Source organism: Cellulomonas sp. JH27-2 (assembly GCF_014837175.1).
Classification (GTDB): Bacteria; Actinomycetota; Actinomycetes; order Actinomycetales; family Cellulomonadaceae; genus Cellulomonas.
The window spans coordinates 817,534-829,248 of sequence record NZ_JACYFR010000003.1; the positions used below are offsets into that span (position 1 = coordinate 817,534).

Sequence of the window (11,715 nt, forward strand, 5' to 3'; positions counted from 1 at the left end):
GATCTGCTTCGACCGGTGCCGCCCGACGACGGGCCAGAGCCACCGAGCCGGAGCGCAAGACCCAACCGGAGGATCCATGACCACGACGCTGCCGTCCGGCCGCCAGTTCGCCCCCGACTTCCTGTGGGGCTCCGCCACGGCGTCCTACCAGATCGAGGGCGCCGCCCACGAGGACGGTCGTCTGCCCTCCATCTGGGACACCTTCTCCCGCACGCCGGGCAAGGTCCTGAACGGTGACACGGGCGACGTCGCGGTGGACCACTACCACCGCGTGCCGCAGGACGTCGCCATCATGAAGAAGCTGGGCCTGCAGGCCTACCGCTTCTCGATCGCGTGGCCCCGCGTCCAGCCCACCGGCTCGGGCGAGTTCAACAAGCTGGGCCTCGACTTCTACGTCGACCTGGTCGACCAGCTCCTCGCCGCCGGCATCAAGCCGGTCGTCACCCTCTACCACTGGGACCTGCCGCAGCCCCTCGAGGACGAGGGCGGCTGGGCCAACCGTGAGACGGCGTACCTGTTCGCCGACTATGCCCGCAAGGTCGCCGAGACGCTCGGCGACAAGGTGTTCCTGTGGACCACGCTCAACGAGCCGTGGTGCTCGGCGTTCCTGGGCTACGCCTCGGGCGTGCACGCCCCGGGCGTCATGGACGACGAGGCCGCGCTCAAGGCCGTCCACCACCTCAACCTGGCCCACGGCCTCGCGGCGCGCGCCATCAAGGACGTGCTGGGGCAGGACACGCCCATCTCGATCACGCTCAACACCCACGTCACGCGGGCCGCGTCGGACGCGCCGGAGGACGTCGAGGCCAAGCGCCAGATCGACACCATCGCCAACGAGGTGTTCCTGCGTCCGGTCGTCGAGGGCGTCTACCCGCCCGAGGTCTTCGCGGACACCGCGCACATCACCGACTGGTCGTTCGTGCAGGACGGCGACCTCGAGCTCATCCAGGTCCCGCTCGAGGTGCTGGGCATCAACTACTACTCGACCGGCCGCGTCAAGCGCGGCGTGGCCGCCGTGGGCAACGGTGAGCCGGGCCCGGACGGGCACAAGTCGGCGCCGCACACGCCGTTCGTCGGCGCGACGAACGTCGAGTTCCTGCCGCAGCCCGGACCGCACACCGCGATGGACTGGAACATCGAGCCCCTCGGCCTGACCGAGCTCCTGCTCGACCTCTCGAAGCGCTACCCGTCGCTGCCGCTCGCCATCACCGAGAACGGGTCGGCCTGGTACGACACGGTCGTCGACGGTCGCGTGCACGACCAGGAGCGCGTCGACTACCTGCACGACCACGTGGAGGCCGTCGGTCAGGCGATGGACGCCGGCGCCGACGTGCGCGGCTACTTCGTCTGGTCGCTGCTGGACAACTTCGAGTGGGCCTACGGCTACGACCGTCGCTTCGGCGTCGTGCACGTCGACTACGACACCCAGGTCCGCACCATCAAGGACTCGGGCCTCTGGTACGCGAACCTCGTCGCGACGCGCACCATCGCCCCGTCCACGGAGATCACCCCGCTGGCGGACTGACTCCTCGCACCACCCCAGCGTCCGAGCAGCTGGTCGTGATAGCGACCAGTTGCTCGGACGCTGTCGTGCGTGGGGGAGGATGAGGGCATGCCCAGCGGTCGTCGGTCCTCCAAGCGGCCGTACGCGCAGGAGGTGCGGCCGCTCGACGTCGACCTCGCCACCGGTGGGCGGCGCAACGAGACGGCCGACGACGGCGAGTGGGTCGTCCAGCGCGTGCGCGGCTCGGACCGGACCTTCCGGTGCCCGGGCTGCGACCAGGAGCTGGTGCCGGGGACGGCGCACGTCGTCGCGTGGCGGTCCGACGGGCTGTTCGGCGAGGCTCTCGACGACCGCCGGCACTGGCACACGTCCTGCTGGCAGGCGCGCGGCAGGCGCGGGCCGACGAGGCGCTAGCGTGGTCGGCGTGAGCGATGGTGCCCCCTGGCCGACGAGGCCACCGCGGCTGGTCGCCACCGACCTCGACAACACCCTGCTCGGCCCGGACGGCGAGATCGCGCCGAGGACGCAGCGCGCGCTGCGAGCCGCCGCCGGCGCGGGGATCCTGGTCGTCTTCGTCTCGGCCCGGCCGCTGCGCCGGTTGCGCGAGCTGTCCGCCCACGTCGCGGGGCACGGCGTGGCGATCTGCTCCAACGGGGCCGCGGTGCTCGACGTCGGCGCGGACGTGGTCGTCGCGGAGCAGGGGATGGCACCGGACGTCGTCGTCCGCGTGGTGACCCTCCTGCGCGACGCGTGGGGTGCCGACCAGGTCCACTTCGCCGCGGAGCACGCGGGCGGGTTCGACAAGGAGGCCGGGTTCACCGACTCGTACGTCGTCCCGACGGGGAGCCGGACCGCGGACCGGATCGAGGAGGTCCTGACGGACTCGACCCTCAAGCTCCTGGTCCGCACGTCGGGCCCGTGGGACCACACGTTCCCCGCGCGCGTCGCGCGAGTGATCGGCGACGAGGCGCTCGTCGCCGACTCCGGCGCGCCGGGCCTGGGCGAGATCTCCGCCGCCGGCGTCACCAAGGCCGTCACGCTCGAACGGTGGGCGGCCGACCGCGGCATCGGCCCCGACGACGTCTGGGCCTGCGGCGACGCCCCCAACGACCTGCCCATGCTCACCTGGGCCGGCACGTCGTTCGCCGTCGCGAACGCGTTCCCCGAGGTGCTCGCCGCCGCGACCCACACGTGCCCGTCCAACGCGGACGACGGCGTCGCCCAGGTCCTCGAGCACGCGATCTCCCTGACCACCCCCTGACCCGACAGCCGAGACAGGCGTCTGTGGGTGAGGCAGACCCCTGCAGACGCCGGTCTCACCCGTACAGGTCTGTCTCGGTCCGCGGGGCGCAGCCGACGGGCGCCGATAGGCTCGAGGTGATGAGCACCTCCACGGCCGACGAGGCATCGACCCCCATCCGCTCCCTGACCGTCCTGCCCGCGTACCGCGAGGACGTCGAGCTGCACACCGCCGACGGCCTCACGCTCGTCGGCGAGCTGGCGCTCCCGGCCGACGTCGACGGCACGCCGCGCACGCCGGCCGCGACCCTCGTCACGCTGCACCCGCTGCCCACGCACGGCGGCTACATGGACTCGCACGTCTACCGCAAGGCGTCGTGGCGGCTGCCCGCGCTCGCGGACCTGGCGGTGCTGCGGTTCAACACGCGTGGCACGTCCAGTCCGCGGGGTACCAGCGAGGGCGCGTTCGACGAGGGCGTCGGCGAGCGGTTCGACGTGGCCGCCGCGATCGAGCTCGCGGAGTTCCGGGACCTGCCTCGACGGTGGCTCGTCGGCTGGTCCTTCGGCACCGAGCTGACGCTGATGCACGGGCGCGACCCGTCGATCGAGGGTGCGATCCTGCTGTCGCCGCCGCTGCACCGCGCCACCGACGCCGACCTCGACGCGTGGGCGGCGTTCGGCAAGCCGCTCGTCGTGCTCGTCCCCGAGCTCGACGACTACCTGCGGCCCGACGAGGCGCGGCGTCGCTTCGCGCGCGTCCCGCAGGCCGAGGTGATCGGCGTCGACGGCGCCAAGCACCTGTGGGTGGGGGAGCCCGCGGTGCGGCGCGTCCTCGACGAGATCGTCGCGCACGTCCTGCCGGGCCACGCGCCCCTGCCGACGACGTGGGAGGGGCCGAGCGAGACCGCGGTGGGCGTGCTGACCCCGGCGGTAGCCGCGGCTTCGGGCGGCGGTCCGAACGGTCCGCTCGACGAGCTTCTCGACGAACGCGGCGACGCCCAGGAGGACGCATGACCCTGCACGTGTTCCGCGAGGGGGAGGGCGTCCCCCTGGTCCTGCTGCACGGCTTCCCGCTCGACCACCGCATGTGGCTCGCGGTGGCCGCGGGCCTGCCGGGCGACCACCCCGTGCTGGCGATGGACCTGCCGGGGACGCCCGGGTACGCCGACGACCTCCCGGAGCCGTCGATCGAGGCGTCGGCGGACGCTGTCGCGACCGCGATGGCCGAGGCCGGGATCGGGCGCGCGGTCGTCGCCGGCATGTCGATGGGCGGCTACGTCGCGCTGGCACTCACGGAGCGCCACCCCGATCTCGTCGCAGCGCTCGCCCTGGTGGACACCAAGTCCACGGCGGACGCCCCGGAGGCGCGCGCCAACCGGCTGCGCATCGCGGACGAGGCCGAGCGGGGCGACACCGTCGCTCCGGTGCGGCCGATGTCGGGCACGCTCGTCGGCGCGACCACCCGCGCCACGCGGCCCGCGGTCGGGGCGCAGATCGCCGAGTGGATCGAGGACCAGGTCCCGGCCGGCATCGCCTGGTCGCAGCGGGCGATGGCCGCCCGCCCCGACCGCGGCGACGTGCTGGCACGGTTCACCGGCCCGGTGACGGTCGTCGTGGGCGACGAGGACGAGCTCACGCCGCCCGCGGGCGCCGAGCAGCTGGCGGCGCTGGCCCACGCCCGGCTCGTCGTCGTGCCGCACGCCGGGCACATGGCCGCCATCGAGCAGCCGGACGACGTCGCCGCGGCCCTCGCCGACCTCGTCCAGCGCGCGGAGTCGCAGCCTTCCTGACGGGGGCCGTCAGCCGCGCAGCACGCGGTCCAGCGCGTCGTGCAGGTCGAGCGACTCGCCGTCGCGCCCACCCTTGCCGAGGACCAGCGGCGGGTCCGACGGCTCGGGTTCCACGCCACGCCAGCGCGCCGCGAGGCTCGGGTGCGTGCGCAGCACGTAGAAGTTGCCGTCGACGTCCACCCCGACGCTCTCGTCGACCCGCAGGTACCAGCCGGTCAGCGGTGTCCGGTACCGCGCGCGACCGTCCGACGACCGCGCACGCAACGGCTGCGCAGGCGGACCGCCCGCCGTCGCGCGTGCGACGAACTCGGCGATCATGACGCGTGCCTGGGCCGACTCGGCCTGCTGCCGCCGTGCGAGCGCGTCGGCGTGGGCGGCGGCCGCCTCGCGCCGCTGCTCGCGCCACGCGGCCGCCTCGTCACCCGGCGTGCTCGAACCCGGTGTGCTCGAACCTGGCGTGGTCATGACATCTCGACGACGGGTCGGCCGGGTCCGGTGCCGCTCAGCGGGCCGACGCGGGCTCGCCGTCGCGTGCGTCCGCGTCGCCCGCCTCGGGAGCAGCGGACGCGGACGTGTCCTCGTCCGCCTCGGGGGCAGCATCGGTCGACGCCTCGGTGGGCTCGACGTCGGCGGCGTTCGAGTCGGCAGCCCCCTCCGCACCCGTGGCCTGCTCGCCCTGGCCGACGTCCTCCTGCGCGACCTCGTCCTGCGCCGGCTCGTCCTGCGCCGGCTCGTCCTTCGGCGCCTGCTTCGGGTCGTCGTCCTTGGGTGCCTCGTCCTTGGCCGCCGCGGCAGCCGCGGAGACGGGCGCAGGACGCGCCTTCGTCGTGCGGCCCTTCGCCGCGGGCTTCGCGGCCGGGCGGGCGGGCGGGGTGGCGTCCTTCTCCTGCTCCTTGTTGAACGCGGCCTCGGCACGACGCGCACGCTCCAGGGCGGCGCGGTCCGGGTCGTGGCCCAGGAGGTTGCGGAGCTCGTCGAGGTAGGTCGTGATCGACTCGCGCTGCCGGTTGAGGTCCTCGACCTGCCGGGTCGCGGTGGTGCGCTCGCGCTCGGACTCGGTCATGGCGTCGGAGATCTGCTTCTCGGCGTGCTCGCGCGCCTCGGCGACCACGCGGTCGGCGTTGCGGCGCGCGTTGGACAGCAGGTCCTTGGCCTGGGCCTCGGCGTCGACGCGAACCTTCTCGGCCTGCGCGAGCGCCTTGGTCACGCGCTCCTCGGCCTCGGCGGCGTGCGCCTCGGCGTCCTGCACCAGGCGCTCGGTCTCGGCGCGGGCGGTCTCGTGGCGCTCGGCGTCCTCGCGCTCGGACTGCTCGCGCCGCGACGCGATCGACAGGTCGGCGTCGGACAGGCGGCGCTCGGCCTCCGCGACCAGCTCGTCCGCGCGAGCCTTGGCGTTGGCGACGTTCTCGCTGGCCGCTCGACGAGCCTCCGTGAGCACGCGCTCCGCGTCCAGGCGCGTGCGCTCGGCGAGCTCGCGCGTCTCACGGTCGGTCGTCGCGCGCAGCTCGGCGGCCTCGCGGTCGGTCGTCTCGCGCAGCTCGGTCGTCTCGCGCTCGGTGACCGTGCGGAGGTGGTCGGCCTCGTGACCCGTGCGCTCGCGCAGCTCGGTCGTCTCGCGGTCCGCGGTCGCACGGACGTCGGCCGCGTACTGCTCGGCCTCGGTGCGCATGGCGGTGACGGTCGCCTCCGCGTCGGATCGGGCGGCGGCGAGCTCGTCGGCCGTGGTCGCGCGGAGCTCACCGGTCTCGCGGTCCGCGGTGGCACGCACGAAGCCGGCGTACTGCTCGGCCTCCGTGCGCAGCGCGGCCACCTCGGCGGCGACGCGCTGCTGGAGCGCGGCGACGTCGCGCTCGGCGTTGGCCCGGGTCGTGTCGGCGAACTCCTGCGCGGACGCGCGCAGCGACGTCGTCTCCTGCGCCGCCTGCTGGCGGGCGGCGTCGATCTCGAGCGCGGCCTGCCGACGAAGCTCGGCGACCTCCCGCTCGGCGTCGGCGCGCAGCGTCGCGGCGTCGGCCTCGGTCTGCTGCCGCAGCGCCGTCGTGTCGGCATCCGCCTGCTGGCGCAGGTCCTGGTCGTACCGCTCGGCGGCCTCGCGCTGGGCCGTGGTCTCGGCCTCCGCGCGGTTGCGCAGCTCGCTCGCGGTGCGCTCGGTCGCGACGCGCAGCTGTGTGGCCTCGTGCTCGACGCTGGCCCGCAGGGTGCCGAGCTCGCGCTCGAGCGACGAGCGGCGCTCGCTCTCCTCGGTCGTGATCGCCGACTGGATGCGGGCCGCCTCGCGCTCGGCCGACCCGACGAGCTCCTCCGCGCGGCGCTGGGCGGCAGCGGTGTTGCTCTCCGCCTCGGTCGCGGCGGTCGTGCGGACCTCGTCGGCCTCGCGGCGCGCGGTCGCGATGAGCTCGGCGACCTCGTTCTCCGCGCGCGCACGCAGCTGCCCGGCCGACAGCTTGGCGCGGGCCAGCGAGTCCGCCGCCTGCGCGTTCGCCTGCGAGACGACGTCGGACGACTGCTCCTCGGCCGAGCGCAGCAGCTGCTCGATGCGCGACCCCAGGCCCGAGTACGTCGGCCGCTCGGCCTCACGCAGCTGGCGGTGCGCCTCGGACAGCTCGCCGGCGGCCTGCATCGCCTTGGTGTCGAGCGCCTCGACCTGCTGCCGCGTCTCCGCGAGCGCGCTCTCCAGGGCAGAGATCCGCGCATCGACCGCTTCACGCTCGTAACCGCGGAAGTTGACGACAGGGAACGTGGGCCGGGCTTCGGGCACGAGTGGGTCCTCCAGTGCGGGTGGCTCCGCGCGGGCGACCTCGGGCGAGGGGCACGTCGCGAGTTCGGAGCCGCGAAAAGGATACGCGGTCGGCCTACGGGTCGGTCCAGGACCTGGGGCCCCGCGTCCCGGACGTCCCGGTTCGGGTTCCGGCGCCGCCTCTGCCTATCCTGGGGTTCTCGTCCCGAGAGGATCCTGCGTGCCCCAACGAGTCATCACGGCCTCCGTCGGCGTGGCCGGACTGGTCGTCATCGGCCTCGGGGTCGCCTCGGCGACCGTGTGGAAGGCCGACGACGTCCTGGTCGCGACCGCTCCCGCCGGAAGCGCCATCGTCACCACCGCACCCGGTGTGCTCGAGCTGGGCGGCGACCCCGTCACCGTCCGCGCGACGACCGCCGGCGGCGCCCCTGTCCTGCTCGCTGTCGGTCGCGAGAACGACGTCGAGGGCTGGGTGGGGTCGGACGCGCACGACGAGATCACGGGCCTGTCCGGCTGGCACGACCTCGCCGTCGACGCAGTCGCGGCGGGCAGCCGGACGACCGCGCCGTCGGCCGACGCGTCGCCGGACGCGACGTCCTCGGCCAAGCCCAGCGCCTCGCCGAAGCCCAGCGCCTCGGCGAAGCCCAGCGCGTCGGCGAAGCCCAGCCCCTCGCAGAGCGCGGCGACCGGCGCGGCGGCCGATGCCGCCGCCGTCCCCGACCCGACGGACTCGGACCTCTGGGTCGCCCAGGCGACGGGCAAGGGCAGCGCGCAGCTCGTCTGGCCGGCGCAGGACGGTCGCTGGAGCCTGATCGCGGTGGGCACGGGCGATGCGGCACCGGTCCTGCAGATGTCGTGGCCGCGCGTCGTGACGACGCCCTGGCTGTGGCCGCTGGTGATCCTGGGCTCGCTCATGATCCTCGTCGCGGGCGTTCTGCTGGGGCGCGACCTGTACCGACGTCGGACCGGGACGCAGGACCCCGAGTGGCATGACGTCACGACCGGCACCATCGCGCTCGTCGGCGAGAACGGCGCACCGCTCACACGTCGCCAGCTCCGCGAGGCCGAGCTGGCCCGCAGCGGCCGCCCGCGGACGGGTTCCGTCCCGCGAGTCCCGGCGCCGACGTCCGCACCGACGCCCGCCGCCGAGCCGGTACGGGAGCACACCGCCACCGGCGCAGCCGGCACGGGCGTCGCCGCAGCGCGTGCCGCCGACCGCGCGAGCCAGGGCGCGGGGTCGGCTCCCCCTCGAGCGCGCGACGACCAGCCAGGGGTCGGCGCCGGGTCGCCTGACACCCCGTCGCCTGCCACGAGCCCGGCAACCGCGCCGACGGCGGCCATCCCGACGACACGTCGCGCGCTGCGCACCGGTGCCATCCCCACGGTCGCGGCCGGCACACCGACGCGACCCGACCAGGCACGGCCCACCGCGAGCGCGCCCGACGGCGGGTCCGGCGCAACGTCCGGGCAGGGGCTGCCGAGCGATCAGCAGCCTCCGACGTCCGCGCGGCGCACCGTCTCCGCCCCGGGCTGGCTGTCCGGAGCGGGCCGCCGCCGGGTCGAGCCGCCCGCGCAGCCTCCCACCGGCCCCGCCGCCCCGGACCTCTCGTCGGCCCAGACCGCGGCCATTCCCTCGACCGGGTGGACCCCCGTCCCGTCGACGACGCACGGCGCCCCCGCCGCCCCGGGCCCGGCGAGCACGCAGGGCCGGACGGACGCCGCGACGCCGGGCACCCCTGGTGGGACGGGAACGGCCGGCGGTGCGCCTGCCGCCGATGCCGGACGCGGCACGCACCGACCGGCATGGTTGGCGCCCGGCGCACCGACGCCCGCACCGACACCCGCGCCCGAGTCGACGCCGTCGGCACCGGGCGACGAGGCAGCCCCGGACGCGCCCGCCGGTCAGGCGGGCTCCCGCGCGGACGCCTGGCGGCGCGCCTGGGGCCTGCCGGCCCAGCCGGACGACCCACCGGCGGACCAGGACGGCTCGACGACGGAGGTGGACCGATGAGGCGCCGTCCCTTCGCGCTGACCGGCTCGGCGGTCGTCGTCGCGCTCGCCCTTGCCGCGTGCGCCCCGGCAGTGCCGGCGCCGGCGCCGGCGCCGGCGCCCGTCGTCGCGCCCGCCGCGCTGACCCCGGGCCAGTCGGGCCGGGTGCTCGAGGACCTCGGGACGGTCCTGGCCGCGGCGGACAAGAAGCTGGACGAGGACCTGCTCGACCCGCGCGTCGAGGAGCCGGCACTGTCGATGCGCGGCGCGGAGTACGTGCGCGCCGACGCGACCGACGGCGACCGCGCCCCGACGACGCTGCCGACCACGGCGGCCGCGACGATCGTGCCGCGGACGCAGGACTGGCCGCGTACCCAGCTGGTCGTCACCGAGCAGCCCGCCGACCTGCAGGCGCCGCGCATCCTGGTCCTGCGGCAGGACGAGCCGCGCTCGCAGTACAAGCTGTGGGGCTGGTCGCGCCTGCTGCCCAGCACGTCGATGCCGCGGACGGCCAAGCCCGAGGTCGGCAGCCCGGTCGTCGCCCCCGACTCCGACGAGCTGACGGTCAGCCCGCAGGACGCGATCGATCAGTACGCCGACGTCCTCACGAAGGGCAAGAAGTCCTCGCACGACGACGCCTTCGAGCCCAACGCGTCGCGCGACGAGATCGAGGCGCTGCGCTCCCGCAACGAGAAGGCGGTGAAGGGCTCGGGCACCTACGACGAGTCGTACACGCCGGAGGGCGACCCCGTCGTCAGCCTCGGCACGATCGACGGGGGAGCGATCGTCGTCGGTCAGCTCACGGCGCTCGCCAAGACCACCCTGACGCTCGACGGCGCGACCGTGCCGATCTCGGACAAGTTCTATCAGGCGCTGTCGGGCAAGAAGACCGCCAAGAAGAGCTTCGTACGGACGTCCACCGACATCGTCGTGCTCTACGTGCCGCGCAAGGGGTCCGACGAGAAGATGTCCGTGCTCGCCTTCGAGTCCGTGATCACCGCGGCCAAGGCATCCTGAGGCTCGGCCCCGAGCCTCGATCCGCAGCAGAGAAGGAACGTCCATGACGCAGCCCCCCGGCCCGCAGCCCCGTCTCGACGTCCGCGGGGCCGTCGACCTGTCCGCGCTCGCGCGCCCCAAGACCCCCGCGCCCGGGACGCCCGGCGGCCTGCCGCAGGGGTCGGCGTACGTGGTCGACGTCGACGAGGCAGGTTTCCCCGACCTGGTCCAGGCCACCACCCGCTACCCGGTGGTGGTGGTGCTGTGGGCGGGGTGGAGCGACGTGAGCAAGCAGGCGGTCGCGGATCTCGCGCAGCTCGCCGAGCAGGACGGCGGTACGTGGCAGCTCGCACGCATCGACTCCGAGGCCAACCCGCAGGTCGCCGCGGCCTTCCAGGCGCAGTCCGTCCCGACGACGGTCGCGGTGCTGGCCGGTCAGCCTCTCCCGCTCTACCAGGGGGCGCCGCCGATCGACCAGGTCCGGGGCGTGATCGACCAGGTGATCGCCGCCGCCGCGGCCAACGGCGTGACGGGCCGCGTGCCGGCAGCCGACGAGGCTGCGCCGGAACCCGCACCGGAGCCCGAGCTGCCCCCGCTGCACCAGGCCGCCTACGACGCGATCGAGCGCGACGACCTCGAGACGGCGGTGGCCGCGTACGAGCAGGCCCTGCGGGAGGACCCGCGCGACGCGTTGGCGAGGGCCGGCCTGGCCCAGGTCCAGCTCCTCGTGCGCACCCGCGACGCCGATCTGCAGGCAGTCCGCAAGGCTGCCGCCGACTCGCCGCGGGACATCGGAGCCCAGCTCGCGGTCGCCGACCTCGACGTGCTCGGTGGGAAGGTCGAGGACGCCTTCGAGCGCCTCGTCGACCTGCTCGCGGTCACCAAGGCGGACGAGGTGCGCGTGCGCCTCGTCGACCTGTTCGAGGTGGTCGGCGCCGAGGACGAGCGCGTGGTGCGAGCGCGACGCGCGATGGCGAACGCCCTGTACTGACGCGCGGAGGCTCAAGCCAGCACGTCTGTGCAGGTCAGCGAGCCACGGGGCGGTGTGGCGGCCGTCACCACGTCCGGGATTTGCCAGCAGCGGCCGGCCCTGCGTAATGTTCTCTTCGTCGCCCGGCAGGGAGGAACGGACACCAGGGATCGAACCCGGTGGCCAGTCCCCCAGGCGGCCACCCCCGATCTTCCTCGCAGGTGCTTCGTGCGCCTCGAGCCGATCGGAGACCTGGAGTTCGGCTCCCACCGCACAGACCGCCTGACAAGACGGTTTGACGCGCGGGACTGGCTCCGCTAAGTTAGAACGGTTGCCTCCGGGCAGGTCGAAAGGCCGAAACGGATGCGCGTCTGTTCCTTGAGAACTCAACAGTGTGCCAAGTAGTCGATGCCATATGGCCTGTCTTTGATGGGTCTTGGTTGAGACTGAAGGATCGGTCCCACCCCGTGGGGTTGCCGGTTCTTTATAT

At 74.4% G+C, this 11,715-nt stretch carries 10 protein-coding genes; 8 read left to right on the forward strand and 2 right to left on the reverse strand.

From position 1 onward, the window contains the following. Positions 1–76: 76 nt before the first annotated feature. From IC607_RS12770 to IC607_RS12790, 5 genes are all read left to right on the forward strand, one after another. Positions 77–1,525: a GH1 family beta-glucosidase gene (locus IC607_RS12770; RefSeq protein WP_191787722.1), complete on the forward strand. Its 1,449-nt coding sequence runs from the start codon at positions 77–79 to the stop codon at positions 1,523–1,525. A gap of 87 nt (positions 1,526–1,612) precedes the next feature. Continuing rightward, a complete protein-coding gene (locus IC607_RS12775) occupies positions 1,613–1,918 on the forward strand; it encodes a hypothetical protein (protein ID WP_191787723.1) in 306 nt (101 codons plus the stop codon). A gap of 10 nt (positions 1,919–1,928) precedes the next feature. Then, the gene (locus IC607_RS12780; RefSeq protein ID WP_191787724.1) at positions 1,929–2,765 is read left to right on the forward strand and encodes an HAD family hydrolase; all 837 of its coding nucleotides are present in this window, start codon (positions 1,929–1,931) and stop codon (positions 2,763–2,765) included. Between the two features lie 119 nt (positions 2,766–2,884). Then, positions 2,885–3,757 carry an alpha/beta hydrolase gene (locus IC607_RS12785; RefSeq protein ID WP_225224839.1) on the forward strand — a complete coding sequence of 291 codons (873 nt, stop codon included), beginning with the start codon at positions 2,885–2,887 and terminating at the stop codon, positions 3,755–3,757. Then, complete coding sequence (locus IC607_RS12790) at positions 3,754–4,533, forward strand: alpha/beta fold hydrolase (protein WP_191787725.1); 780 nt, start codon at positions 3,754–3,756, stop codon at positions 4,531–4,533. Before IC607_RS12785 ends, IC607_RS12790 begins: the two co-directional genes overlap by 4 nt. Before the next feature lie 9 nt (positions 4,534–4,542). Here IC607_RS12790 and IC607_RS12795 read toward each other — a convergent pair whose 3' ends face one another. Beyond that, entirely contained in the window at positions 4,543–4,998 is a 456-nt protein-coding gene (locus IC607_RS12795) for a hypothetical protein (RefSeq protein WP_191787726.1), read from the reverse strand. 37 nt (positions 4,999–5,035) lie between these two features. Further along, positions 5,036–7,291 carry a hypothetical protein gene (locus tag IC607_RS12800; protein ID WP_370526199.1) on the reverse strand — a complete coding sequence of 752 codons (2,256 nt, stop codon included), beginning with the start codon at positions 7,289–7,291 and terminating at the stop codon, positions 5,036–5,038. Positions 7,292–7,490: 199 nt separating this feature from the next. Here IC607_RS12800 and IC607_RS12805 point away from each other — a divergent pair, with 199 nt between their 5' ends. From IC607_RS12805 to IC607_RS12815, 3 genes are read left to right on the forward strand one after another with little or no spacing between them, the layout of a single operon-like run. After that, complete coding sequence (locus tag IC607_RS12805; protein WP_191787727.1) at positions 7,491–9,281, forward strand: hypothetical protein; 1,791 nt, start codon at positions 7,491–7,493, stop codon at positions 9,279–9,281. Continuing rightward, entirely contained in the window at positions 9,278–10,276 is a 999-nt protein-coding gene (locus IC607_RS12810) for a hypothetical protein (RefSeq protein ID WP_191787728.1), read from the forward strand. The genes IC607_RS12805 and IC607_RS12810 overlap by 4 nt, the downstream gene beginning before the upstream one ends. Positions 10,277–10,319: 43 nt before the next feature. Then, positions 10,320–11,246, forward strand: coding sequence for a tetratricopeptide repeat protein (locus IC607_RS12815; protein WP_191787729.1), 927 nt, complete (start codon positions 10,320–10,322; stop codon positions 11,244–11,246). The last annotated feature ends 469 nt before the right edge of the window (positions 11,247–11,715 follow it).

Excerpts from the sequence above, each read along its gene's own strand:
- IC607_RS12815 (WP_191787729.1), top strand. The coding sequence starts at position 10,320 with ATGACGCAGCCCCCCGGCCCGCAGCCCCGTCTCGACGTCCGCGGGGCC.
- IC607_RS12795 (WP_191787726.1), bottom strand. The coding sequence starts at position 4,998 with ATGACCACGCCAGGTTCGAGCACACCGGGTTCGAGCACGCCGGGTGAC.
- IC607_RS12810 (WP_191787728.1), top strand. The coding sequence starts at position 9,278 with ATGAGGCGCCGTCCCTTCGCGCTGACCGGCTCGGCGGTCGTCGTCGCG.
- IC607_RS12785 (WP_225224839.1), top strand. The coding sequence starts at position 2,885 with ATGAGCACCTCCACGGCCGACGAGGCATCGACCCCCATCCGCTCCCTG.
- IC607_RS12775 (WP_191787723.1), top strand. The coding sequence starts at position 1,613 with ATGCCCAGCGGTCGTCGGTCCTCCAAGCGGCCGTACGCGCAGGAGGTG.
- IC607_RS12770 (WP_191787722.1), top strand. The coding sequence starts at position 77 with ATGACCACGACGCTGCCGTCCGGCCGCCAGTTCGCCCCCGACTTCCTG.
- IC607_RS12790 (WP_191787725.1), top strand. The coding sequence starts at position 3,754 with ATGACCCTGCACGTGTTCCGCGAGGGGGAGGGCGTCCCCCTGGTCCTG.